This window comes from bacterium (assembly GCA_004299235.1).
Lineage (GTDB): Bacteria > Chloroflexota > Dormibacteria > Dormibacterales > Dormibacteraceae > SCQL01.
Genome location: SCQL01000009.1, coordinates 1 through 26624 on the forward strand (window position 1 = coordinate 1; position 26624 = coordinate 26624).

Consider the following 26624-nt stretch of genomic DNA (forward strand, 5'->3'; position numbering starts at 1 on the left):
TATCTTGGATTACCGTCGCCCCCTCGTACGCAGACACGTCGAGCGAGGATATGTTGGACGCGCCAAGAAGACTCAAGCACGGTTCTGCGTAGCCGTTGGCGCTCTGCATTACTTCGTAAGCCTTACGCACCGACAATTGGACGCCCGCAACGCGCAACCGTTGCCTAAGCTCGCGCGGATTGAAGAACAGTCGTTGATGACCTATGGTTGCCGTGGCCTCAAAGGAAACGCCGAGCGCCTTTGCGGCCAAGAGAAAGGTCAGGCCATTCTGATCAATGCCCATATTTACTCGCGGCATTCTGCCAGACTTGACCGCCTTCACTAGATTCGACGCTCGATTGGCCCATGTCTGCTATTTGCTCACATGGGCAGAAGCAAGATCCTCAATGAGATCGGCCGGGACATGCTGTTTTGGGCCGAACGGGAATACGAACTTTGCAAGGATGGTCTCGAGGGTCTGGACCTCGGCGGGACAAAGCTTGCGACTGATCAGGACGTAAATGCAGAGGCTAGTGCCCGTGACGGCTGTCAGCCGAATTAGGGCGCCTAGCCTCGTCTGCGGCGTAAGCGGTCCTACTAAAACATAGACCGCCAGCAGCATGGCCAGCATCGCTAGGCTGCCTACCAACGGAGAGAACAAAGCCCTGGCTACGCTCTCCCATCCATAGCCCGGAATATGGCGCTTAGCTGCAAGCTGAAGCACGATCCCCTGGGCGATCGACCCGCTCAGTGTCGCTAGGGCTAGGCCAACGAGGCCGAACCAGCGGACTAACCCAACAGCTGTGAGAACAAGAACGAAAGTGTATACAAGCCATGACGCTAAGGCCCAGCGAGTCTGTTGGGCAGCATAGATCGCTGAGATCAGCATCCAATTAAGACCTGCTGCTGGAACGCTTGGTCCGAGTGCGGCCAAAGGTCCAGCCACTTGGTGTATGGCATCAGCCGAAACGGCGCGAAATGAGAAGAGAAGCGTGCTCATATCTACGCTTGCGACGATCATGATCATGCTCACGGGCAGGGTAAGAAAGAAAGTGGTCCTTGCGGCCATTGTTAACGTCTGACCCGCCGGTTGGTGTGCGACGAGCTCTCTACTTAGCCGAGGTAATAGCGGTTGGGCCAGAGAAGCGCAGAAGATAGTCACTGGAACGACGAAGATCCGTAGCGCGTAGGTCAGAGCGGTTATTCCTCCGGGGCCTAGAGTTGAGGCCAGCGCGCGAATCACCCATTGAGCCGCCTCGCCCAGGACGAGACCGGCCAGCACGGGCCCAGCTAACTTCGTCGCAGCCCAAATGTCGTTCGTGAGAACGGGGCGGGATAGCCGATAACGAATCAATTGCCGAACGGCAGGGATCTGAACGGCCAGCTGTAGTGTCGAGGCAGCAAGGATGGCCCACGTGATAAGGACTAAGTCGTGAGTCGGCCCCAAAATGAGTACTGCCGCCCAGGCCACGATATTGCTCAGGAGCCGGCCTATGGCGGGGAGCCCGAACCGTCCGTGCGCGTTGAGTAGTCCGCCAGTAAGGGCAGCGAATCCGACGAACGCAATCATTGGGAACGTGATGCGAAGCAGAGTTACCGTGAGCGCTGTGGTCTGTGGGCCTAATCCGGGTGCCTGGGCTTTAACGATCCATTCCGCCGCTGGAAACGCGAGCAGGGCCAGGGCAACCAGTAGGCCGGCGCCGAGAAATAGGACCTTGCTTGCAAAACTGTCTGCCGCAGCCCGATCAATTGCCAGAAGTCTGGCGTAAACGGGAACGATGACAGTGTTTAGAACTCCAGTCGCCGCAAGCGATGCGAGCACCGTTGGCACGATCATCGCGATCAAGAATGCGTCCGTCGAGCTTCCGATGCCAAAGGCACTGACCAAGCTCAGATCCCTCCCAAGGCCAGCTATCAGAGTCAATGCAGTGAGTACGGCGATCAGCGCTGATGTGCGCGATAACGAAGTCGGCCGTGGGCGACCCTCGCTCTCAGCAAGGGCAGGGTGTGCGAGGTCCTGATACATGGGCCTATTTAAACGGTTCAACCCTTGAGTACGAACGAGTAAGCGGAGTTGACCGCTGCAGCCGTTTCAGCGAGAGCATGCGAAGTTCGCACGAATCGATACCCTTCGTCGGCAAGTGAACGCCGCAATGCGGCATTCGTGGTCAGCTCCTTGACGCTGGCAGCAAAGTCTCGTGGATCGTCGGCGACGAGCAGTTCACGACCAGGAACAACGTCTAGGCCCCGATAGCCGGGCGTGGTCGCTATTACCGGCAGCCGATGTGCAAAAGCCTCGAGTATCTTTACGCGCGTGCCGCCGCCGGCAAGAAGCGGCACCGCGAGCATGGTTGCGGTTCGAAACACGTACTCCAGATCTTCCACGTAGCCCAGGACGCGGACATCAGAGTTCACTCTCGCTGCTGCCAACAGAGAATCCGGCGGGCGAGCTCCGACTATCAGGACCCGAAGTTGACTGTCAGTGCCCCGGAGCATTGGTAACACCTTGTTAAGGAACCACATTGCTCCGATAGCATTAGGGGGATAATACATCGTGCCGATAATCAGAACCGTCGACATCGCCACCTCGGGGCGTTCTACTTCATCACCAGTTACAGGCATCGCGATCGGTACGACCCGTACGCTCTTGGCCCCCATTTCAGTAAACTGGGCCGCATCGGCCGTGTTGACGGCTAGAACCAGGTCCGCCTTGGCACAGATCTCAGCCTCGAAACGACGCAGGCGTCTGGCGTCTCGGAGTGCAACAAGCCGCTTTGGTGACCACCATCGGTATGACGTTCCTACCTCGGCAACCAACGTCCAGACGACGTTGTGCTCATCTACGACCACTATGCGGCGAGCGGCCTTCGCAATCGGAAGGTAGCACGCCATGCTCAACTGGTCGATGTGAACAGCGACCGTTTCCGCCTCTTCGGCTGCTTCGCGAACCGCGCGTTCCATTGCTTCCGTCCAATCGCGAGCTACGAGAAAGGGAAGCCGAAGGAGCAATGACCGAGTCAGATGCCAAACGTCGAGCCAGCGGGAACGCCACAACCAGACTGGGGTGACAACCAACTGGTCAGTAGTGAGGGCCATTAAACTGTCGTGTTCGTCCCGAGATCTCACGAACGCTAAGAGCCGGATATCGTATGTGTCAAGAAGGGCTTGAATGATCTGCCGATTCCGACGCTTCGGGCCGCTGCCATCAGATGTCGGCGGAACTTGGGCCACGAAAACGAGGCGGGGCCGACGGCTACCAGGCAATGGCGTCTTCATAGACTCGTTCGGTAGCTCGCGCGCACGCGGACCAACTGAATTGTCCGCTCCTCTTCAGACCCCGTTGAACAAGGTCGCTACGGACGTCGGTCGAAGTGAGGATTGATTGAATTGCGGATGCAGCGGCGCCTGGATCGAATGGATCCACGGCAAGCGCTGCACCTCCGCTTGTCTCTTGGAGAACCCGGATTTTGGACATGACTACAGGTGCTCCACAAGCCATTGCCTCCAGCACCGGAAGGCCGAAGCCCTCACCAGTACTCAGGAACACAAGCGCGGCAGCTCCTCGGTAGAGAGTCGCGAGCTCTTCATGAGTGGGGCTCTGTACGATCTCTACTACTACCCGGCATCTTACGCTGGCATTCACGACGAGCTGAGACGCTCGCTCATTGGTGGCGACGACAACGACTTTAAGCTGAGATCTTACATCCTCGGACAGGGCGCGAAATGCGAGTAATACACCTTCAACGTTCTTCCGCGGATCGGACGATGCCAAGGCAAGCACGTACTTGCCCGATCGGGAGTTCCCATCTGGTCGGAACACTTGTCGCAACCCCGATCGCGTCACATGAACACGAGAGTCAGGAACGCCAAGGCGTCTCGTGATCTCTTCGGCAACCCAATCTGATGGAGCGATTATCGCGCGCGCCCGCCGTACTGCCGAGGAAATTGCTATCGCGCTGTAGGTGTTAGTCATCACGTGTGCCAACGATGAATGTGCTGGCGGCGGATCCAACTGCAATAGGTCGTGTAGCGTAATAACAAACGGCGTGGAGCAGCGCAATGGAGCGGTGTTACATAGGAAGTGGACCAGTTCGGGGGAATCGCGCTGGAGCTGCCTGCCCAGTGACCATTGCTCGCGCATGACTTGGCCCACCAACGGCAAGCGCAAGGGCGGCGTAAGGGGCATCACTTTCCATGCGTTGGCAAGCTGCGTGAGGTGACTCGTATAGATCAGGTACTCGTGGCGCCCGATATCGAGAAGAGCCGAAACCAGGCCTTGTGTATAGGTGACGAACCCGCCCATCGTGGGGGTGCCTAAAAAGCGAGCGTCAATTGCGATTCGCACTTTCGGCTCGCTCTAAAAGACTGATGTAGGCATGCGCCCAACGCATGGCGTCGTGGTTGGATTCCGCAAATCGGCGCGCTGCGCGGCTGGCCGAATTTCGGAGGTCAGGCCGGTCGCGAAGCGATATCAAAGACCGGATGAACGCCGCTGGCTCGAGATTTGCCGGAGCGATTGCGTCGAGGCTTTCGTCACTGGCACAGACTTCAGGCATGTGCCCTACACGTGACGCAACGGGCGGCAATCCCGAGGCCAGCGCCTCAACGAGGCTATAGCTACAGGCTTCCCAGCGACTCGGGAACACAAAGGCATCGCATGCCGCATACAGCTCGGCGATTCGGTCGTGATCTAATCCCACCAACTGGCGTGTGCGGGGATGTGCGTCATAACGTCGTGGTACTGCTGCGACGATAGTTATGTCCGCTGGCAGGCCGCGACTGATTTCGGTAAGAAGGTCGGTGCCCTTATGCCGCCCGGGCCGTCCTGTAAAGAGCGCGAGAAAACCGCTGGATTCCAGGCCGAGGTGGCGCCTCACAGTTGCACGATCACGAGGGTGATACTGGTCGATATCGACCGCATTTAGCAGGACCGCGTCGGCAACCAAGCCGTATAGGCTTAGGAGTTCGTCAGCGGCACTGTGACTGACGGCCACGACGAGTCGTCGTCCAGCACTCCTCGCCTCAAACGGGCCGATGCCATATCGGGACTTGGCATACGAGAGCGACAATCTAGGCTGCACTGCGCTGCCGAAACCCGACCGGGTTCCGTGATACACAGTCAAGCCGGGCAGGTCAGGAACCCACCAGCCAGCATGCGAATTAACCACCATCAACTCACCGCTGGATCGGGTCTGGGATGCCTCCCGACCCACAGCGTATGACTGCCAGATCTCCTCAAATCGGGCAAACCTAGCGACGGGTCGGGAGATGGAATCCCATCGACTCGCCGACGCCGTATTGGCTGCCTGAGACCGGTCGATGACCCGGACCGACACTCCGCGTGTAATCAGGGCGTCACGCAGGGTGCGGACGAACATTTCCTCGCCGCCCGGCCCGCGCGTGTCGTTTGCTGACAGGATTCCCACGCGCACTGCTCTTGACGCCTTAAATCCGATTGCTACTTCGCTGTGGCCCGTCTGCAGTCATGGCTTCGGCTGAATCGGAGGCATGTGTGCAGGCGAGCGCCGCAGCCGCAGCTAGTAGTGCGTAAAAGGAGTACATGAGGCCCCGCTGGATATAGATATCCTGCGTAAGCAATGTAGGCACGTACGCAAGGATTGCTGCGGTGACGGCAACCGATTCCCAACTCTTGCTTCGGCGAAGTACACCCACTGCCAAACTCATGCAAATCCATACTTGAAGGCCGAAAAGGATGATTCCTACGGACCCTTGCTCCACGGCGATCGCAAACAAGGTGCTGTGGGCCGAGACCTCTCCAATCTGAAGCAAGCTGTTGTAGCTGCTGTAATAGAGCGGTTCGAAGGACGACAGACCATGTCCGAAGATCGGCGCTGTGAGGAATTCGCTTATCGCGAATGACCACAGATCCAACCTAGTATAGACCGACGTGTCGACAACAGTGCTGAAGCGGCCGAGGTAGGCACCGCCCGCAAGCAGATATGAAACCACCACAAGGCCGACTGCTGCGATCGCCATCAACTTTGAGCGAGCTCTCCATGGACTCAGCCAAACTAAGAAGACAGCGCTGAGACTCGCGCCGAGAGCCGCCGCTCTTTCCTGGCTGACATATATCGCACATAGAGCCAGGAGGGCGAGGGCGATAGTGAGCAACGTGGCCCACCGTCTCAGTGGGTGTCCGAAAACGTAAGCTAGGGCGCCCACAAAGGTCATTGCGGACGCCATACCAAACGCGAATGGCGAGTTAAACGTCGAACCCACACGCCATTCACTTACTCCTATGCCGATGAATACAGGTTGGCTGACCAGGCCTCCATTGAAACCGGGGATTTCAGTATGTGTGATCCCGAGATACGCCCCTAGCAACATCGGCGGCACTGTCCCGATTCCAAATGCCACGAGGACCTTTTGGAGATCAACGCGTCGGGTGGCGACCGCGACTATCACGAGGAAGAAGGCAGTCGCCACAACAACTCGATAGAAGAGCTTGCCCGGATTGTTTAGAACGGACTCATCAAGGCTAATAGACGGGTTCTCCAGGAACAGCAGCCCAACCCAACAGCTGTACACGAGGACGGCGACGATTGCAGGGACGGTTGGTCGCAACGACATTAAGCTGATGTGCCGGGTCCCGACGGCTAGGCCAACAGCTAGAATCGCCGAGGCTAAAACTAATTCGAAACCACTGCGTGATCCGAGACCAACTAAGTAGCTCGGATAGTCCAGAGGAAACGCTGCCAGCGCAGCTCCGACCAAGAGAATCGGCGCGCCGAGTCCCGCGACGAACACTATGAGCGCGAGTTCTCCTACAATTATGTACTCGCCCCGTCGCGTTACTGACGTGGCAATCCCCACGGCGGCGGCTAGAACACCGATCACCAGCGCTGGAATGAATGGATGAGGGGTTCGATGCTTTTCAGGAGCATCCGGGATCAGTTTGGCAGGTCGCGAGATCATAGGATTGAGCGCTCGCCGTAGGGATGCAAGCAGCCGCCGGTGCAGTTCTCAAACCTGAGAGCTGGCAGGTGTGGCAGTGACACTGAATTGAAGCCGAAGCCTAGCTAGCCGTTTCGATCAGGCACAAGCCCGATCGGAGGATTTGCATCAAAAGGTCCAATGTGCCCAACGGAGATCATTGTTTCCTTTGGACGATCCGCTCATACGCGCTTTCAATCGTATTGGTCGCCGCCTCCCAGGTGAAATCTCGCCGAACGCGATCCTTGCCGTGCTTGTGCATGAGCCGACCTAGCTCCGGATTCTTAAGAAGCGCCAAGACAGCTTGGCACAGTGCTTTTGGATCCTCTGCCGAAAGCGCTTCAGTCCCATTCTTCAAATCGAGCGACTCTATCACGCGACGAGTCGCAACGAGTGGCACGCCAGCAGCCAAGGCCTCAAGCGCCTTGAACTGCGTGCCAGCTCCGACGGTAACGGGACAAATCGCTACCGAAGCCTGAGCAAGATAGGGTCGAAGGTCCCTCACAAATCCTGTAACTGTGATGCCGGGTGCCTCACCAAGCGCCCAAACGTGGCGCGGAGGTGAGGCGCCAATGATGCTCAGGGTGGCGTTGGGTCGTTCGGCCCGAATTCTGGGCCATAAGGTTCGACAGAAGTCCACCACCGCATGCGCGTTCGCGTGATATTGAAGCCTGCCCCAGAACAGAACGCGATCGCCCTGCGGCTGCCATTGAGTTTGACCAAAGTAATCAGCATCAACCCCGTTTGGGACAAGGTCTGGCCTGACGCTTGGCGCCAGCGTGCTCAATGCCACTGCGTCGGCTCGCGAACTTACGGTGACTGCGTCGAACTCCGGGAGAAGAGCTTTCTCGTAGCGGCGGACCCTACCGACCTGGAGCCTGGCCACGGCGCCGGAGCGGCCGCCCTCGAGCCTTGCTGCGCTCTCCCACAAAGCCGACATACAGTCAACAGAGTCGAAGAGGCGAGGGACGTCGCGGAACTGTAGCCCAACTCCCGCGACTCGAAGGTGCTCGAAATGGAGAACGTCGAAACGCCCCTCTGCTACAAGTGAGCGCACTATTCGGCGCAAGTCTGGGCAGTTGCAGTACGCCACATCGAGTGGTTCGGAGCCTGCCACGCTGAGGGCCGCACGGGCGACGGCCTTGGCGCGATTCGCGTGGATGACAAAAGGTGTCAGGCTTAGGTTAATCAGATCCTCAAGTGCTGCGTCGTCTCCACGGTTGACGCTCAGTACGGCCGCCGTTACCTCGTGGCCGCGACGGATGAGCTCCCGAAGAAGATTGAAGGGCCTAGGTCGAAGTCGAGAAGGGACGTACGGTGCGACGTAGAGGACTCGCATCTAACCTTTCAGCTGGCCTTAAAGACGCCTGCTGTATCTCTAGCGGCGATAATGACATTGCCGAATGATTGAACGAAACCCGCGCCTTCTTGAGTCACCCCCTGTGAGCACTAGCTTCAGTACGCGTGCTTGCTTGTGAAGATCCGAAATGCTGTGGTCAGAATGATTTTCACATCAAACGCCAGGTTCCACCTCTCAGCGTAGTACAGGTCATATACCAGTCGATCCTCAATCGAGGTCATACCCCTCAAGTCGTTAACTTGAGCCCATCCAGTTACGCCCGGTCGAACCCGATGCCGTTCTGCGTAAGCCGGCATGCGGTTCCCGAAGTCAGTGGCGAATACTGGCCGCTCAGGTCGTGGTCCAACTAGACTCATGTCCCCCTTTAGGACGTTCCACAATTGAGGCAGTTCATCGAGACTGAACCGCCGTAGCAGTATCCCGATCGTCGTTCGTCTGGTGTCTCCGCTGGATGCCCAAACGGGACCAGTCATTCGTTCCGCATCGACTCTCATGCTCCTGAATTTCAACATCTGAAACGTTCGATCATTTAGCCCCACCCGCTCTTGCCTGATGAGAATCGGACCAGGTGAGGTGATACGGATGAGCAATCCAATGAGAGCCATTAAAGGAACAACCAGGACGAGTCCCAGGAGTGCCAAGATCATATCAAAAAGGCGCTTAGCCCTCATTTGCAGTGAGGCAGTTGCGAAGCTCCGACGAATCCGCAGAAGCGGGATGCCAGCTAATTCGTCCGGTTCAACTTGGGAGGCCAGCATCTCCAAAGTTGTTGGAACTACGCGAAACTCCACCTCGCGACGCCGATTTGAAGCGATCAGTTCTAAGACGCGTTCTTGGCGAACATGCGGCAGTGCGACAAACACAACGTCGATGTGATCCCTTTCGATGATCTTGGTAATCTCGGCAGAGGCGTCGCTTTGACTCAGGGATGCGTCGAGTTGATCCGCAACCATTGCGATCAACTGGTAACCAAAGTCAGGAAACATCTTGATTCTTTGGACAAGCTGATCGGCCGCGTGGCCACGCCCGATCACCAAGCATCGTGCTGTGCCTACGCCGCGGGCACGTTGTCTTCGTTCGATTCGGCGGATTGCGTATCGGCTGAGTCCGATTAGGATGCCGGCTATCAGTATCCAGTAACCAAAAGTTAGGCGCGAATACACAAGGCGGTCGGGCGGATAGATGATCAGAGCTGCAAAGACAGCCAAGGCTGACGCCGCAAGAGCGCCGATAATGCCGAAGATTTCATCGGCAAAAAAGCTGCTTCGATGGTTCGAGTAGTTGCCCATAAGAGCGAAGACGAGCACGAGGCACGCGGAAAGCGCTGGCGCTGCCTCAACGTAGGGCATGAGAGCGGGTAAGCCCGGGGGCGCTGGCACCGGTATGGCGTCAAACCGAATCCAATATGCGAGAGCAAGCGCGCAGGTCGCCATGAAGTAGTCAGTCGCAACTCGCACCGGCACGGCTGGGATCGGTCGCGCATATTGCCGCTGTTTTGCTTTTGTCGCCTGGTCGCCACCCTGAATTGTTGGCCGATCACCAGCGATTTCGGCAATTGAGTCAGTCACGGGGAGCAGTTTCGCTCTCGATTGCACCAAAGTCCGACCAGGCCCGGATTGCCTTGAGGTCAGCGGTGTCGGCGAAGATTTCCATCGAAAGTCTCCTGGTACGACTTACCCTTCATAAACGAACGCCTTAAGGCCCACGTTGGAACCTTGCCGTCAGGAGTGCTTGTGTGGCGAGCCACGCGTGCTAAAATAGCCGATTGCTCAGGGCCCCCCAGATGGTCGACGACGGCGTGTAGCACCCACTTGCCTCGGCCATAAGCTAACCGATCTGATCCAAGGATGCTCGACCTAGTAAGCCAAGTAATTATGGGCCTCACTGAACAAGTCACAACTCACTGCCCGAAAGGCAGCTTGCCTTGGACATGAGGATCCTCGGTCCCACGGTGCACGCTCGGGTCGCCTCCGATTCAGATGAGTCAAGCTCCACCTAGCGTCCGAGCCGCCAAGTCGCCGAGCCCAAGAGCCAAGTTGGCTCCAAGCTGGTGCTTGGGACCTCGCGACAACCCTGGGCGGGACGTTACGAGGTTTTGACTTGGGTCGAGGCAGGCTCTGGCTCGGAGGCCATTGAGCCATTCGATGCGGCCCGCCCGTTCGCGGGGGTGGTGTAGTAGCCATAGGTGTACGCATACGAGCCGGCGGACGCACGCACCTTGTTCATCACGGCGCCGGCCGTGCGTGCTCCCACGCGATCGAGCATCTGCTTGGCGTGCCGCAGGGCCGGGAATGTGGTGCGGCCCTGTTCGACGACGACGATGGTTCCGTTTGCGAAAGCCGCAAGAATCAAAGCATCGGTGACCGCGTTGACCGGAGGCGTGTCGACGATCACGTAGTTGAAAAAGGACCGCAGGCGGTCCATCAGCTCCCTCATGCGAGCGGAGCCGAGCATTTCGGACGGGTTGGGGGGAGTGGGGCCCGACGTCAGCAGCCAGAGGTTGGCGACCGAGTCCACCGGGGTCACAGCTTCCTCTTCGCCGACGTCTTGCACGATGAGATTCGTCAACCCGACGTTGCGAATCCGGCCGAAGATCCGGTGCTGCGAAGGCCGCCGGAAGTCGGCATCGATGAGGAGCGTCTTGTATCCCGAATGCGCCAGGGCCACGGCGAGGTTGGCGGCCGTCCGCGATTTGCCCTCACCTGCGCCGGCCGACGTGATGACGATTTCCTTGAGCTCTTGATCGATCGTCGAGTAGAGGAGGCTGGTTCGCAGCGCCTTGTACGCTTCGGCCGCGGGCGACTGATCCACCAGCGTCACGAGCTCACCCCGTTTGCCGGTGCCCGCGGCCTGGTAGGCGATGTGGCCGATGGCAACGAGCCCCGAGCGCTCGGTGAGGTCTTCGTCGCTCTTGACCGATTGGTCGAGGTAGTCGAGGAGGAAAGCCAACCCGATCGCGAGCAACAGACCCGCGGCGAACGCGACTGCGATGTTGAGCGTCTTGTTCGGTGAAACCGGCCGATCCGGCAGGACGGCCGGCGAGGTGACGACCAGGTTGTCCGCCGTCGAGACCTGGGCCGCCTGCGCCTGGGTGCGCTTGACGGTGTCGGTGAAGTCCGAGACCAGTTGGTTGGCGATGTCCCGCGCGACCGCGGGATTGGTGTCCTTGACGGCGACGTCCAGCAGCAGGGTGTTGGGCTGGGGGGTGACCTTGATCTTCTTCAGCAGGTCTTCGTACCGCAACCCAAGCCCAAGCTCCGAGTCGACCGAGTCCAGGATCGGGCGCTGGGTCATCCAGTCCGCGTAGGTGCGCAGGACCTGGTCGCTCGTGAGAGCGGCGGTCGTGGGATCTGTGGAGGTGATCGGCTGGGCCGGTCTGACGTACAACGAGACGTGGGCCTCGTAGACGGGCGGGAGCATATAACTCACAATCCCTGCCGCGGCCGCAGCGACGAGCGGGCAGACGACGATCATCCACAGCCGCTGGCGGATGACGCGGAGATATCTGGTCAGTTCCATAAGTCGGTCCCTAAACGCGAACCCAAGTGAACGGTGATCGTAGCTCGCGCGATGGTATATCAGGGCCGTGCTTTTTGGTGCGCGGCGGGAATTGATCAGGGTCGACCTTCACGTTCACAGCTCGGCTTCTTTCGACTGCGGGGTCGAACCGGAGCAGGTGGCGGCGGCATGCCGGCGGCTCGGCCTTGCCCCCGTTTTCCTCACCGACCACGACTCCATCGAGGGCGCCCTTCGCTTGCGAGCCTGCGAACGGGTCGTTGTCGGGGAGGAGGTGCTGACCAGCGGCGGTGAGCTGATCGGCCTTTTCTTACGGGAGCGGATTCCGGCGGGCCTCTCTCCGAAAGAGACGGCGGCGCGGATCAAGCACCAGGGGGGCCTTGTCTACCTGGAGCACCCATACGACCCCACCCGGCGCCACCTCAGCGAGGAAGCGATCGAGGATCTCGCGGACCTCATCGACATCGTCGAAGTGTTCAACGGGCGTTCTGATGGGAAGGCCAACCGCCGCGCCGAGGAGCTGTGCGGCATCCTGGGCGCGGCGCCGGGAGCCGGGTCGGATGCCCATTCCACCGCCGACCTCGGTTCGGTGTATGTCGAGATGCAGGACTTCGAGGGAGCTTCCGACTTCCTGGCCAAGCTGCGCGACGCCAAGATCGTCGTCGGTCGCAGCAAGCTGTTGCTTACCGCCCAGGCAAAACTAGGGCCTAAGATTCGGCGGCGATGAACTCGCCTTTGTCGACGCGGTGGCTGGAGCTGGTCGCGATTCCGCTCGTTGCGCTCGTCATCGGCATCGGCGTGGCCGTCGCCTCGAGCCCCAGCTCGCTGGTTCGGGGTCTGCGCGCCACTGGTACGCCGGTCCTGCCGTCACCCACCCCGACGCCGGTAAGTGCGTCGCCGGCGCCGTCGGTCACCGCGCCTGGGGTTCTCGGCAAGGCCCCGATGCTGATCGCAGCTGGAACGCAGTCTCTGGCGGGCGTGACCCCCGGCCGGGCGGCGGCCTCGGCGGACGGCGGGAAGACGTGGAGCACTCTGGTGCCGCCGGCCGGGGCCTCGGGCATCGCGCTCGATCCCGGCAATCCGCAGCACGGGATCACCGGCGGATCCGCAATCCAGTTCACCGTCGACGACGGCGCCACCTGGAAGGCTGTGGTGGCGCCTCCGCCTGCCGGCGGCCCCTTCCAGGTGCTCGAGGTGAGCCCATTCGACGGCCGCGTCTGGTACTTCCTCCACCGGGGAAAGCTGCTCAGGACGCGCGACGCCTCCGCGACCTGGCGCGACATCCCGGGCTTGCCGCTGCTATCCAACCCGGTGCTGGCCGCGGGGCCGGTGTTCGGGGAATTCTTCCTGGCCTCGGGCGACCGGGTGTTCGATTTGATCGACAACGGGCAGCAGGTCACCGAGCGGCCGTCCCTGCCGAATGGGGTCGGCGTCACGGCTCTGGCCGCGATCGGCGGTGGACCGGCCAGCCTGGTCGCACGTGACGGTGACGGCGCGTTGTATGTGCTCGAAGGCACGCAGTGGGTGGCGGTGAGCGGTGCACCCGGCGGCCCGATCGCGGCCGGCGGGAACGGCGCGATCCTCGCCGGCGACGGCACCGGCAAGCTCGGATCACCCGGATCGATCAGCTTCAGCGTGGACGACGGCGCCACCTGGCATCCCGCCGCCGGACTCCCGTACGACCAGAGCGTCGAAGCTCTGGCCGGCCAGCCCGATTCGACCACCTTCTTCGCGTATTGCTACGGGGGGGACGTGTATTCGTCGACCGATGGTGGCCGCGATTGGACGCTGCTGGCGAGGGCGCTGCGCTCCAGCGCGGGTTAAGTCTTGATTAAGCGCGTGGCCTTTGCGGCTAGCGGCGACTTGACACCCGGAGCGGATCATGCTTACATCGGGCCCAATCCCACGTGTCCGGGAGATTGGTTAATGCGTATTGGGCCTATTTCCCCATGACTTGGTGCCCAGGACGAGATTCCGTAAGCGGGTGCTCTTTCAGGCGGAGGTGCTGATGGTCAGGAAAGCTGTGAGACGGGGTTTACCCGGACTGTTCGTGACTGGCGTGCTGGCCGCTGCAGTCCTCCTTCCGGTGGGGTCGGCATTGGCTGGGCCAAGTCTGTGCTATGCCTACCCGCCGTGCCAGATCTACACGACCGAGGCCTTTGGCGGAGTGCACCCCGATGGGGGCAGCCCGGCGATCACCAACGAACCAACCTTCGGCTCGCCGTTGGCTCGGGCTTCGCACCCGATGCCGGGCACGCCTGGGGTCGGATTGGTCCTGGACGCGTACGGCGGTCTCCACCCCTACGGGACACCCGCGGTCACCCCTTCTCAGTATCCCTACTACCCCGGCGTTGACATCGCCCGCGACTTCGTCTTCGCCTCCGCCACCGGCGGCTACGAGCTCGACGGCTACGGCGGCATCCACCCGTTCTCGGTAAACGGGGGCGCGCTGCCGGCGGCTCCGGTCAATTACCCCTACTTCACCGGAAACGACGTCGCCCGGAAGATCGTTCTTCTCGCTGATGGCAAGGACGGCTATGTGTTGGACATCCACGGCGGCATCCACCCCTGGGCAGCCTCCGGCGGTACATTGCCGGTCGCACCCGCTCAGTACGGCTACTGGGCCGGCGCCAACGTGGCGCGAGACGTCTGGGTCGATCCGGCCGCCACGATCGCTGGGGCCAGCGGCTACGTGCTGGACCTTTACGGCGGCTTTCACGCATTCTGGGGCGGCACCGCGGCTGCTCCCGCGGCGATCGTGAACTATCCCTACTGGGCCGGGAGCGATCTCGCGCGCGCGTTCTGGTTCTCTCCCGGTTCCATGCCGAGCGCAAGCTTCGGCTACGTGCTTGACGCCTACGGCGGCATCCACCCGTTTGCCGGTTCGGGGCAGGCCTTGCCGCCTCCAATCTTCCCGTTCGGCTACTGGAACGGCCGGGACCTCGCCCGCGCGCTCTTCGGCGGATAGCCTCACCTCTGTCCCGGGGCGAGAGCGATCTCGCCCCGGGATTGCACCCACAAGAGCCGACCGTCACCTGATATAAGCTCAGGCCTCCCCAAATGTCGCTCGCGCAAAGGGTCCGCCGCCTCGTGTCTTCGGAGGGATTCTCAGCGGCGATGGACGTTGAGCCCGCTCTCGCCAGCCGGGAATCCATCTGGCTGGTGCTGATTGGCTGCACGGTTGCCGTGCTCACCTTCATGGTCATTCAAGCGATCCCGACGCCCCTATTCCACCTGGGCCGTGAGTTGGAATTGAAAGCGACCGTCCAGACTTATCTGCAGACGGGCCTCCTCTTGGTCAAGCCGGCAGGCTCCGGTTCGTGGTACACGGCGATACCGGGCGCCACCGGTCTCATACCGGCGGCCTGGGATGATGACCCAGGCATCTACGTTGCCGCCTCGATTACGACCCGGCTCCTCGGCTCCGGCGATCCTCACCGCGGCCTCCAGGTGTTCATGGCTCTGCTCGCTGCCCTGCCCTGGATCTGGATCCCGTTGACCATGGGCCGAGCCTTCAGAAGTTTTCGAGCCGGGGTCGCAAGCCTGGGGGCGCTGGCGGTGTCGGTGGGGCTTTCGCTTCCGCAATTGGTGCCGTTTGGGACCGACTACACGGCTTATGTGGAACCAAAAGCGGTTCCTGTGTATGCGGAATACGGCGCGGCGTCAGCGTGGCTCGTCCTTCTGGTTACGTTGCTTTTTCTGCTCTGGACGACGGCCCGGCGGCGGCCGATGTTGGCTCTCGCCCTGCTGAGCGTGGCGGCTGGCGTCGGGGCGGGGCTCGCGCACGGGATGAGGTCTCTATCTGGCCTGGTCGTGATCGCAGCCGTTGGTGTTTTGATCTTTACGATCCCGAGGGGTCTGGCCTGGCGAGGCGCGGCCGTCGCGGTGGCGGTGCTTCTTGCCGCAGGTACGGTGTCGGCCTATACGTACGCGCTCAACGCCGGGCGTGCACGTGTCACACACATGAGCATGAGTAGCCTGCCAACGTCTCATAACACCTGGCATCCTCTTTATCTCGGTCTCGCCTATACAGGCCCCGGGTTGGAGACGAACCCGCTCGGCATAATCTGGGACGACACCTACGCCTGGGCCCAAGCTCGGCAAGCCGATCCTGGGGTGGTGATCGGCAGCACGGAATATGACACGATCATCCGTCACCTCTATTTCCACGTCGTTCGCACGCACCCGGCTGTTGTGGCTTGGATGTACGTGCTCAAGGCTCGCGACACACTCCTGCAGGAATTGCGGCCCCTGATGGCTGCGCTCGCCGTCCTGGCCCTCGTATACCTTGCCGGTCGGCGCCGGCCACGTGAGCGCTGGATAGGTTCGGTGTTGGTGGCCGCCACCCTGCCCGGCGTCGCCTATGGGTTCGCTCCGCCGACACTCGTTATGCCCCTCAGGTACTACTTCCTCGAGCTGACCGCATCGTTGAATGTGGTGCTGCTGGTGGGAGTGTCCTGGCTGGCCATTCAGGATCCACGGGCGGTCTTCAGTCGAATCGCCCGAGGGCTTACGCCGGGGCAAATACCAGGTGTGGCGGAAGAACGCGCCACGAGGGTTGCCGCCTCGGCGGACCGCACCAAGGTCTGAACTCCCGATGCGAGAGCGATCTCGCCCGGGGGCCCCCGATGTCGCGGCGCTCGAGGACTGAGTGGCCGGATCCTGCGTCAGGTCAGTCTCTCGGACCGGCGCGCCCGATTTGACTCTCCTGGCGCCGTTGTGTACATTGGCAAACTCCTCAGGGTCGCCCGGAGTCACTGCAACGAATGAGGTATTTCTTACTGGCACTCCTGACCGCAACCGTGTTCTCTGGGAATTTCCCCGGGACCGCTGCCGCGTCCTCCACGCCCTCACCGAGCCCCGACGCGGTCCGCCCGCTGATCACCCAGCAGGCGGCCAAGCAGGTGGCGACGACCAATGGAGGCTCCCTTCAGCCCTTCACCGCAACCGCGCCTCAAGCTGCCGTCGGAGGAGCGGGGGGGCCGATGCGCGAGATCTTCGGATTTGCGCTGGCGAGCAGCCTCAGCGATCCTACGATCGGCTATCCGACCTGGGATTTCTCCCTCCTGAGCACGGTTGCATTCTTTGGCCTGCACGTCCAGGACGACGGCACCTTCGCCGCGGACTCGGGTGACGCTGTCTGGAACTCCAGCCAGCTGTCCGGCCTTGTGAGCACCGCGCACTCGCACGGAACCAAGGTGGTTCTGACCATCATCTTGCAGGACTTCAGCGCGGGCACACCGCACATGTGCGCCGGCCTGGCGCACTACGCGACAACAGTCACCAACACAGTCAGCGAGGTGAGGGCCAAGGGTGTCGACGGCGTCAACGTCGACTACGAGGGGCTCAATGGGAGTTGCGGCACCACCGACTCATCGTGGGCTCGCCACACCCTCACGGCTTTTGTGGCGAGTCTTCGGGCGGCGCTGCCGGGCGGGTCGTACCTGTCAGTCGACACCTATGCCAGCTCGGCCGCTGACCCGATTGGCTTTTTCGACGTCCAGGGTTTGGCCCCCAGCGTGGACTCATTTTTCGTGATGGCCTACGACCTCGAGTATTCGAACTACGGCCGTCCGCCAACCAGCTGTAGCAGCTTCTGCCTCGGACCAACGGCCCCGCTGGGTGGTTACTACTACAACGACACCACCGTCGCCGGCCAGTACATCGCCGCCGTGCCGGCATCGAAGGTGATCCTCGGCGTGCCGTATTACGGCCGCAAGGCGTGCGTCGCGGCCGCCACGCCTAACGCATATCCGACCAGCGCGGTCGTGGCAGATACCTATCTCGATGCGGCGGGCGAAGCCGGCTCCAACCTGGTCCAACCTGGCACCTTCGTGACACATCGCGACGCCAACGACACGGGAGGCCAGGAGCGCTGGGACACGTGGTTCAACACGTCGATGAACTGCACAAGGGAGCTGTACTGGGACGACGCGGTGTCGCTGTCGCACAAATACGCGTTGATCAATTCCGACAACCTCCGCGGCGTCGGGATCTGGAATTTGAACTACGGAGGCGGTGCTCCGGAACTGTGGTCGGCGCTGAGCACCTACTTCGCCTGCCCGGTTTCGATCAACCTGCCGGCCACGGAAAGCACCACCCGGTTCAGCGTGCCGCTCTCGGCGGGCAGCTGCTCGGTCGCCTACTTCGACATCCAGCAGTACGACGGCACGATCAACGAGGGCTGGTTTGGGATGCCTTCGGTGGGGGCTTCGGGCGGCTCGTCCGGGAACGCGTCGGCCGAGGGCTTCCAGGGCCATACGTATACGTTCATGGCTCGCGCTCACTCGAGCGGAGGATTGGTCACCTCCTGGGCCCAGGCCAGCACGCAGGTCTCGCCGACGGCCACCAAGGCGCACGCCTGGAGTGGTCTGTACACGCTCGACGGATATGGCGGAATCCATCTCGCCGACAGCCCGCCGCTGGACAATTCTCCCTACTGGCCGTGGCCGGCGGCACGAGCCGTCAAGGCGGCGCCGGGGCCCAACGCACCCCAGGCTGGATTTGTCCTGGACGCCTTTGGCGGACTTCACCCGTACGGCGGACCGGCGCTCCAGGTCGGCCAGGTGCCGTATTACCCCAATCAGGACATTGCGCGCGACTTCGTATTTCTACCCAACGCCAGCGGAGGGTACGAGCTCGACGGCTACGGGGGCATCCATCCTTTCTCGATCGGCTCCAACCCGATGCCGCCCGTGCCTGCAGCATTCCCCTACTTCGCAGGGAGGGACATCGCGAAGAAGATCACCTTGCTGGCGGATGGCAGCGGCGGTTATGTACTGGACGCCTACGGCGGGTTGCATCCCTGGGCGGTGGCGGGCAGGCCGCTGCCGATAAGCCCCGCCGCTTATGGCTACTGGCCGAACCGGGACATCGCGCGCGACGTCTGGCTCGCGCCCGACTCCACCGCGACCTCTGTTCATGGCTACGTGCTGGACGCCTATGGCGGGTTTCATCCATTCTGGAGCGGAGCGGCGGCGGCCCCGGCGGCGATGGCAGCCTATGGGTACTGGCCGGGCCAGGACATCGCGCGAGGGATGTGGTTCGTGCCCAGCTCAACGGCGAATACCGCGACGGGCTACACGCTGGATGCATACGGTGGGATTCATCCCTTCGCGGCGGGCAGCCAGCCGCTGCCGGCCGTGATCGGCCAGTACGGATACTGGCCGGGAAGAGACATCGCACGCGCGCTGTGGGGGGCTTAGAGAATAGGGGTCGAACAGGGGCGCTGCAGGGTATCCTGTGCCGGAGTGCCCGGCCGTTCCCTGGTGTTCCGGTTGTGCCACGTGTCGCTTGCGGTGCTGGTATTGGGCAGTGCGCCGCTGGCGCTGTCACCGCAACCGGTCCATGCGGCTCCCGTTCACACTAACCGTCTCAATCAGCTGGGCCCGCGCATCATGGACGAAGCCGCGAACCTGGCGGCGCTGCCGGCATCGCAAGTGCCCTTCACGCCGGCACATAGGGTGGTGGTGCGTCCGCTGACTGGGGTCAGACCGGGTCCGCAACGGGAAGTCTTCGGGTTCGTGAACGCAAGCAACATCGGCGATCCGAACGTCGGCTACACGCAGTGGAATTTCAGGCTGCTCACCACCGTGGCTTTTTTTGGACTGCACGTGAACAGCGGCGACGGCAACCTCGTGACAACCGACACTGCTTGGGCTGCCTTTCACTCGGCGGCGATGGGCAACCTCGTGAACACCGCCCATGCGAACGGCGTGCGCGTGATCGTCTCGTTGAACCTGCACGACTTCAGCACCAGCCCGACCAACCAGGTCTGCCAGGGGCTCATCGCCGCCAACGCGCAGAACACGATCAATCAGGCGATTGCGCAAATGAACGCTGCCGGCATCGACGGCATCAACGTCAACTACGAGGCGACGAACACAACGTGCGCCGATGGACAGGCCAGTCGAGATGAGCTGACCGCCTTCGTCAAGAATTTCCGGGCGGCGATGCCAGCCGGCAGTTACCTGGCCATCGACACGTTCTCCGGATCCGCAGAGGACAACCTCGAGTTCTTCAACATCACCGGCCTCGCACCTTATGTCGATTCCTTTTTCGTCATGGCATACGACATGGACTACGCCAACGCCTCGGAAGCCCCGCTCTACTGCAGCTCGTACTGCTTCAACCCGATTTCCCCGCTGAATACCTACCGGTTCAACGTCTCGAAGTCGATCGCTCAGTACACGGCGCTGGTTCCGGCCAGCAAGGTCATCCTCGGGCAGCCGTACTACGGGCGTCGAGGCTGCGTCCCTTCACTCAGCTCGGCCCATCAGTATCCGATTCCCAACACCAATTTCGTCACGACGACATATTTGTTCGCATCGACCATTCCGAGCCAGACCGGGGTCTCCAGCTTCTCGGCCCATCGCGACCCCGGAGACGGAGTGAGCAAGTGGGACACGTGGTACGACTCCGACTGGAGCTGCAACCGGGAGCAGTACTACGACGACACCTTCTCACTGGCTGCCAAGTACGACCTCATCAACCGCAGCAACCTCGGTGGTGTGGGGCTCTTCACGCTCGACTATGGGGGCGGGGCGGCGGAGCTGTGGTCGCTGCTGGCGACGTACTTCTCCTGCCCGGTTTCGTTCAGCCTGCCGGCCACCGAGAGCACCACCCAGTTCAGCGTCCAGCTCTCGGCCGGCAGCTGCTCGGTCGCCTACTACGACGTCGACCAGTTCGACATCACGCTCGGCGAAGGCCTGTTTGGTCTGGCACCGGTAGGGTCCTCGGGAAACGCCATCGTGGAGGGCTACCAGGGCCACAGCTATCAGATTCTTGCCCGTTCCCACTCGACCGGGGGCGTGGTGAGTGCGTGGGTGGCGGCCAGCACCCAGGTGTCCCCGACAGCCACCAAGTCCCACGCCTGGAGTGGTCTGTACACGCTCGACGGATATGGCGGGATCCACCTCGCCGACAGCCCGCCGCTGGACAACGCTCCCTACTGGCCGTGGCCGGCGGCGCGGGCGGTCAAGGCGGCCCCGGGGCCCAACGCGCCTCAGGGTGGGCTCATCCTGGACGCTTTTGGCGGCCTGCATCCATACGGTGGCCCGGCGTTGCAGGTTGGAGTGGAGCCGTATTACCCCAACCAGGACGTCGCCCGCGACTTCGTTTTCCTGCCCGACGCCAGCGGCGGCTATGAGCTCGACGGCTACGGGGGCATCCATCCCTTCTCGATCGGGTCGAATCCGATGCCGCCCCTGCCGGCTCAGTTCCCTTACTTCCCCGGTCAGGATGTGGCCAAGAAGATCACCTTGCTGGCGGACGCGTCCGGCGGTTATGTGCTCGACAGCTACGGCGGCATCCACCCCTGGGCTGTGGCGGGCAAGCCCCTGCCGGTCGCGATCTCGCAGCACGGTTACTGGGCGGGGGCAAACGTGGCGCGCGACATCTGGCTGGATCCGGCGGCGACCTCAGCTTCGGCCAGCGGCTACGTGCTCGACCTGTACGGCGGCCTTCACCCGTTCTGGGGCGGCACGGCTTCAGCGCCGGCCCCGGTTGCCGCCTACGGATACTGGGCGGGCCAGGACATCGCGCGGGCTGTCTGGCTGCTGCCCGGCTCTACGCCCAACACGGCGGCCGGCTACACCCTGGACGCGTATGGCGGCATTCATCCGTTCGCGGCGGGCGGCCAGGCGCTGCCGGCCGGCATCAGCCAGTACGGCTACTGGCCGGGCAGGGACGTCGCCAGGGCCTTGTGGGGCGCGTAGGAATCCTTCGACAGGCGGCTGGGCCCATCAGGCGCCGCCGTGGACGATGAGATGCTCGAGACCGAACACCACCGGAAGCACGAGCCAGTAGACCATCGGGGCCAGCCAGAGCGCTGCTGTGCCCCACAGCAAGGGCTTCGCCGGCCGGGGGATGTAAGGCACGGCAAGGGCGGCGGCCAGGGCGATCGGCACCGTGACCCTGCCTGAGGACGAGATGTCGGCGAAGCTCGGGTTGGCCAGGAAGGCCATGTACAAGAGAGTGTTGGCCAGCAGCGCCCAGATCTCCAGCCTGCGCACGCCGGCCGCCAGAGCCAGGATCGCCGCGGCCAGGAGCAGGAACCCGGGGATGACCACCGTCCGCAGCTGCTCCTGCTCGATCTCGTGCCGGATGAGGTAGTAGACGCCGCCAAACGGCACCGGGGAGAGCACGCCCTCGAGCCCGAGCGAGCCCATCGAGACGAGCAGGAAGGCTTTCCAGACCAGCAGCGGCCCGGCGGCAAACGCGACAAACACCAGGAACCGCTTCCAGTTGGTCGCCGTCCTCGCTCGCGGGCTGCCGCCTCCGGCCAGCAGGATGCCGAGGGCCCAGATGCCGGCGAAGACAAGCGTGGTCTCGCGCGTCAGCGCGGCCAGGGCGAAGCAGGCCGCGGACAGGACGAGCCGGTAACGCGGTCCGTAGTCGAAGAGGTAGATGGCGACGATCGCCAGCGAGTAGGCCATGGCCTCGCTGGTGTCGCGCTGGAGGGTGATGAAGATTCCCGGGTAGAAGCCGTAGACGAGGGCGAACCACGCTGAGACACCGCGCCGCCGCAGCCAGGCGCCGAGGACCAGAGTTCCGAGGGCGATCATCGCGAGGTTGACCGCGATCAACGTGTAGGGGACCAGGTTCGGATCGTGATTGCCGAGCGCGCCGGCCACCAGCGGGTAGAGGATCCGCGTGTAGCGGTAAGGCGGGTAGTCGACATAGTCGCGCGCGTGGACGGGGTCGAGCGCGATGAAGTACATGAACTGCCCGTCGTAGCCGATCGTCCCGTCGAAGGGGCCGGAATAGCTGCTGATGACCGCGCTCGCATGGCTTCGCTCGACGAAGGAGCGGCCGGCGTGAATGAAGTCCTGGGCGGGTGAATTGGCCAGGGTGAGCAGGGTCCAGGCGACGTAGAAGAAGGTGATCGCGAGCCCGACCACGAGCCACGAGCGGGGCCCGTCGAGGGCGGACCGCAGCCTCGCCAGTTGCCTGGTCTTGGGCTCTATGGCCTTCGCTCGCTGGACCGGATCAACCCGGCCAGCCTAACAACTCAGCGGCTGCGTGGAACCTTTGTGGAGGCGGCCTCGAGCACAGAGCTGTATGCCGCCTCGATCCTGCCGATCACCTGGCGCCAGCTGAACCGGCCCTCCACCTCGCCGAGTCCCCTTGCACCCAGCGACGCGGCCAGCATTGGGCTGGACAGCAGGCGCTCGAGGGCGCCCGCCAGCTGCTCAACCGACCCCGGGTCGACCAATAGACCCGTCTGGCCGTCGGTGATGACCTCGCCCACCGTGGGGATGCGGGCTCCGATCACCGGCTTGGCCTTCGACCACGCCTCGAGGTAGACGCGGCCGAACGCCTCGTGGCGGGAGGGCAGGCACACCACGCTCGACGCCTCGATCGCGTCCCACTTCGTCTGCTCATCGACGGTGCCCAAGACGTGCACCCATGGCGCCTGGCGCCGCGAGAAGAAGCGGGTCGAAAACGGAGTCGCGGGGCCGACGAACGCGAGCTCGGCCTTCACGCCTCTCGAACGGATCGCGGCGACAGCCTGGAACAGGTCGGCCACGCCCTTGTATTCGAACTGCTGGCCGAGGAAGAGGACCACCTGCCCGGTCGAGCCGCGGAGGCGAGCGCGGAAGCGAGCGGCGTCGGCGGGGAGCGGGGGATCGGCGGCGCCGCCGATCACGTGGATGCGGTCGCCGCTCACGCCGAGCCGCTGAAGCTCCGCCGACTCGAACTCCGTGAGCGCGAGGACCGCATCGGCGGCGCGATACACCTCGAGCCAGCCGCCGTACCGGTAGCCGCGCCACTTCGGATGGTGGTGCGCGGTGAGCACGAAGGGCATGGCACGCTTTCGCGCGACCATCAACGAGGTCTGCGCGAGGAACTCGCGGCCGATCCTGTGGTTGTGGATCAGCGCATGTTCTGGCTGAACCACTTGCTCCAGGTAAGGAACCATCTGCGCCGCGATCCGCCGAGCCGCCACAGCGGGGTACGCGTAGTAAGACAGCACCCAGGGCAGCATCCGGGCCCTGGCACTCGAGCTCCAGCCGAGCGTCGTGACCCCGGGCGACGGCTGGGCCAGGTCCCCCGTGAGCCTGAGCGTGGTCCCGAGCAGCCAGTCGGTGCGGTTGCGCAGCCAAAGGGTGAGGACGTCAGCCTCGAAGGTGGTCAGGCGGGCCGCCAGCTCGGCCACGTGCGCCTGCACGCCGCCGGTGGATGGGGGATAGGCGGTCGTGGTCAGCAGGACGCGGGGCTTCAAGGGTTGAGCTCGTATCTCCGGATGCCCAACCGCTGCAGCGCCAGGGACCAGACGAACCAGGGGTTGTTGATGAGATAGCGGCGCCACAGCCGCCGGGGCTCGGTCAGCAGGCGGAACAGCCACTCGAGGCCAGAGCGTTGCATCCAGCGGGGAGCCTGGCGGATCGTTCCGCTGTGAAAGTCGAAGGCGGCGCCGACGCCGATCAGGACTGGCGCCTCCAGGAGCGGACGCATCTTCGCCATCCAGCGCTCCTGCTTCGGCGAGCTGATGCCGACCCAGACCACGTCGGTTTTAGTGGCGTTGATGGCCGCAGCCGTTTCCGCGGAGGCGAGCTGGTCCAGCGGCGCGAAGGGCGGCTCCAGGGTGCCGGCGACCTTCAACCCCGGAAAGCGTGCCCGCATGCCGGCCGCCAGCCGCTCGCTGACGCCCGGCCCCCCTCCATAGAGGAAGTGACGGTGGCCGGACGTTGTCGATCGCCGAAATTCGGCGAGCATGAGGTCGGGGCCGTAGACGCGGGTGACTCGCGGATCGCGTTCCCTGGCGAGCCAGACCAATGGCATGCCGTCCGGAGTCACCATGCCGGCGGAGTTGAAGATTCGGCGCAGCTCATCCGAGCGCTGGCACTCCATCACGCCGTGGACGGAACAGACGCAGACATAGGTGCCGTCGCCGGCTCGGACGGCCCGGTCGATCTCGTCGAGCGCGCGGTCCATGTTGACCAGGCTCACACCGACGCCGAGGACGTTGATTCGCTCCGGCCTGCTCACGAAGGCACGGCAGCCGCCGCAAGCACTTCCTTGTAGACCTCGGTGGTCCGCTGTGCACATTTATCCCAGGTGTACAGCCGGGCTTGCCGCGCGCCCGAGCTTCGTAACCGGCCGCGCACCTCCGGGCGCGACAACACCGCCTCAAGTGCCTCACCAAGGGCCCTCGGGTCGGTTGGATCGATCAACAACGCGGCGTCGCCGAGAACTTCGGGCAGCGACCCGCGATCCGAAGCGACGACCGGCGTACCCACGGCCATGGCTTCCAGTGGCGGAAAGCCGAAGCCCTCGTACAGAGATGGGTACACCACCGCCGAAGCGCTCGCGAAAAGCGAGGGCATCTCGGAGTGTGGCGCCTGTCCGAGCCAGCGAACGCGCGATCGGAGTCCGAGGGCATGCACGAGCTTGGAGTAGGAGGGGAAGTCCTCCTCGCGCGCACCGGAGATATCCAGGGTGGTCCGTGCGAGCAAGCTGTCCTGGTTCGCCGCGGCCATGCACCGCAACACGGAATCGAGGTTCTTGCGACCGATCGGCGCGCCTGGAAAGAGCAGTGTCCCGCCCCCCTCCGTCGGTGGCCGACTCGGGCTGAAGTTGAGGAAGCGAGAGTCCACGCCGTAAGGTACCGCCACCACACGATCGGGTTTCAGGCCAAATGCCTCGATCACCTCACGGCGGCCGAACTCGCTGCCGGTGATCACGCGCGCTGCGGCCCGAAGCCGGCGTGGCATGAAGGCGTCGACGTACACACGCCATTCGAGTGGGTGATCGCCGGGGAAGTGCTTCGAAGCTGCGTCGTGGACGGTGACGACCACCGGGACTTTGATTGCCCAAGGCGTAACGAAGCTGGGGCAATGCAGGATGTCAGGCGGTTTTTCAGCGACCGCCTTGCCCCCGCCTCGGACCAGCCAGCGAATGGTGCCGACGAAATTCGATCTCCGGGGGCCGGCGATCACCCATGGAACGGTTTCGTCTCGCTCGCGCAGCGAGGCCAGCAGCGATCGGGCGTAGGCGCCCGACCCCCCCTGGTTTCGGTTCGCGAAGGTCATGTCGAAGGCCACGGATGTAAGCGGCATTGCCCAGCGCAGCTTAAGCCACGGGTCTGATCGGCCACGCCCTTGAGGCGGTCCTCGATCGCCGCGCCGCGAGCGTGGCGCTCGCACCAGCAGCCCACGAGAAAAGAAAGGTGACTGAGAGGTCGCCCCAAACATCACTCGTGACGGTGACCGGAAGCAGGGCGAGGCCGCCGACCAGGGCGGTGATAGGCAGTGCCACGGCGAGGGATTGCTCCGCGGCCGAACGATATGCGCGATAGCCGTTCCAGAGCGCCAGTACGTAGAAGGCGACGTACAACGCCCCCCCGACGACGCCCAGATCTCCGAACATCCCCAGCAGGGCGCTTTCGCCGGTGCCGACCAACTGACCGTACCGGGCGGTTGAAGCGCCCGTCCCGAGACCCAATGGATTGTGCAGGTCGACCTTGATATCGGCCACCAGAAAGTCGGAGTGCTCCTGGGCGGAGCTGTCGTTGCCGGAAATCGCCCCCTGCCAGTGGCTCCGCGCCACCTCGCTCAGATTCCGGTCCACCGCCGGCCCAAGCGAAGCGTATGGATACAGCATCAAAATCGAGGCCGCGATCAGGGCTGGGACCAGCGCTACGATCCAGGCCCGGCGGAGCAACAGTGACAGGACCATGGCCTCGCCGATCAAGGCAAACAGGGCCAGGCGCGTCAACGCGAACATGACGCCGATCACCACCAGCGTGAGGGCAGCCATCGCGAACCACTTCACCTTCGTTCCTGCGCGTTGGCGGTCGACAAGCAGCACA

Annotated in this window: 19 protein-coding genes; 6 read left to right on the forward strand and 13 right to left on the reverse strand. The window is 62.9% G+C overall.

What is annotated here, in order from left to right; genetic code table 11:
- The 9 genes from EPN29_02740 to EPN29_02780 all read right to left on the reverse strand — a co-directional run.
- Positions 1-322: hypothetical protein (locus EPN29_02740; GenBank protein TAN34298.1), on the reverse strand; the 322-nt coding region annotated here is incomplete at its 3' end.
- Positions 323-352: 30 nt separating this feature from the next.
- Positions 353-2005 carry a hypothetical protein gene (locus EPN29_02745; GenBank protein ID TAN34299.1) on the reverse strand — a complete coding sequence of 551 codons (1653 nt, stop codon included), beginning with the start codon at positions 2003-2005 and terminating at the stop codon, positions 353-355.
- Between the two features lie 17 nt (positions 2006-2022).
- A complete protein-coding gene (locus EPN29_02750; protein TAN34300.1) occupies positions 2023-3255 on the reverse strand; it encodes a glycosyltransferase in 1233 nt (410 codons plus the stop codon).
- Complete coding sequence (locus EPN29_02755; protein TAN34301.1) at positions 3233-4282, reverse strand: glycosyltransferase family 1 protein; 1050 nt, start codon at positions 4280-4282, stop codon at positions 3233-3235. The genes EPN29_02750 and EPN29_02755 overlap by 23 nt, the downstream gene beginning before the upstream one ends.
- Positions 4283-4307: 25 nt before the next feature.
- On the reverse strand, positions 4308-5405 hold the full coding sequence (locus EPN29_02760) for a glycosyltransferase (protein ID TAN34302.1): 1098 nt from the start codon (positions 5403-5405) through the stop codon (positions 4308-4310).
- A gap of 19 nt (positions 5406-5424) precedes the next feature.
- On the reverse strand, positions 5425-6915 hold the full coding sequence (locus EPN29_02765; GenBank protein TAN34303.1) for an O-antigen ligase domain-containing protein: 1491 nt from the start codon (positions 6913-6915) through the stop codon (positions 5425-5427).
- 175 nt (positions 6916-7090) lie between these two features.
- A complete protein-coding gene (locus EPN29_02770) occupies positions 7091-8272 on the reverse strand; it encodes a glycosyltransferase (protein ID TAN34304.1) in 1182 nt (393 codons plus the stop codon).
- Between the two features lie 116 nt (positions 8273-8388).
- Complete coding sequence (locus EPN29_02775) at positions 8389-9861, reverse strand: sugar transferase (protein TAN34305.1); 1473 nt, start codon at positions 9859-9861, stop codon at positions 8389-8391.
- A gap of 517 nt (positions 9862-10378) precedes the next feature.
- On the reverse strand, positions 10379-11812 hold the full coding sequence (locus EPN29_02780) for a polysaccharide biosynthesis tyrosine autokinase (protein TAN34306.1): 1434 nt from the start codon (positions 11810-11812) through the stop codon (positions 10379-10381).
- 58 nt (positions 11813-11870) lie between these two features.
- Between EPN29_02780 and EPN29_02785 the strand changes: the two genes are divergently transcribed.
- The 6 genes from EPN29_02785 (at position 11871) to EPN29_02810 (ending at position 21525) form a co-directional block, all read left to right on the forward strand.
- Complete coding sequence (locus EPN29_02785) at positions 11871-12536, forward strand: PHP domain-containing protein (GenBank protein ID TAN34307.1); 666 nt, start codon at positions 11871-11873, stop codon at positions 12534-12536.
- Positions 12533-13633 carry a hypothetical protein gene (locus tag EPN29_02790; GenBank protein ID TAN34308.1) on the forward strand — a complete coding sequence of 367 codons (1101 nt, stop codon included), beginning with the start codon at positions 12533-12535 and terminating at the stop codon, positions 13631-13633. The genes EPN29_02785 and EPN29_02790 overlap by 4 nt, the downstream gene beginning before the upstream one ends.
- Before the next feature lie 274 nt (positions 13634-13907).
- Complete coding sequence (locus EPN29_02795) at positions 13908-14777, forward strand: hypothetical protein (GenBank protein TAN34309.1); 870 nt, start codon at positions 13908-13910, stop codon at positions 14775-14777.
- Between the two features lie 149 nt (positions 14778-14926).
- Complete coding sequence (locus EPN29_02800) at positions 14927-16399, forward strand: hypothetical protein (GenBank protein TAN34310.1); 1473 nt, start codon at positions 14927-14929, stop codon at positions 16397-16399.
- A 176-nt stretch (positions 16400-16575) separates the two neighbouring features.
- Positions 16576-19014 (forward strand): hypothetical protein, encoded by a 2439-nt coding sequence (locus EPN29_02805; GenBank protein TAN34311.1) that lies wholly within the window; start codon positions 16576-16578, stop codon positions 19012-19014.
- A gap of 45 nt (positions 19015-19059) precedes the next feature.
- Positions 19060-21525, forward strand: coding sequence for a hypothetical protein (locus tag EPN29_02810; GenBank protein TAN34312.1), 2466 nt, complete (start codon positions 19060-19062; stop codon positions 21523-21525).
- A 27-nt stretch (positions 21526-21552) separates the two neighbouring features.
- Here EPN29_02810 and EPN29_02815 read toward each other — a convergent pair whose 3' ends face one another.
- From EPN29_02815 to EPN29_02830, 4 genes are all read right to left on the reverse strand, one after another.
- Positions 21553-22710: a hypothetical protein gene (locus EPN29_02815; protein ID TAN34313.1), complete on the reverse strand. Its 1158-nt coding sequence runs from the start codon at positions 22708-22710 to the stop codon at positions 21553-21555.
- A gap of 110 nt (positions 22711-22820) precedes the next feature.
- On the reverse strand, positions 22821-24158 hold the full coding sequence (locus EPN29_02820) for a glycosyltransferase family 1 protein (protein TAN34314.1): 1338 nt from the start codon (positions 24156-24158) through the stop codon (positions 22821-22823).
- On the reverse strand, positions 24032-24862 hold the full coding sequence (locus EPN29_02825) for a glycosyltransferase (GenBank protein TAN34315.1): 831 nt from the start codon (positions 24860-24862) through the stop codon (positions 24032-24034). The genes EPN29_02820 and EPN29_02825 overlap by 127 nt, the downstream gene beginning before the upstream one ends.
- Positions 24799-26007, reverse strand: a complete 1209-nt coding sequence (locus EPN29_02830) for a glycosyltransferase family 1 protein (protein TAN34316.1) — start codon at positions 26005-26007, stop codon at positions 24799-24801. Before EPN29_02830 ends, EPN29_02825 begins: the two co-directional genes overlap by 64 nt.
- Positions 26008-26624 lie beyond the last annotated feature (617 nt).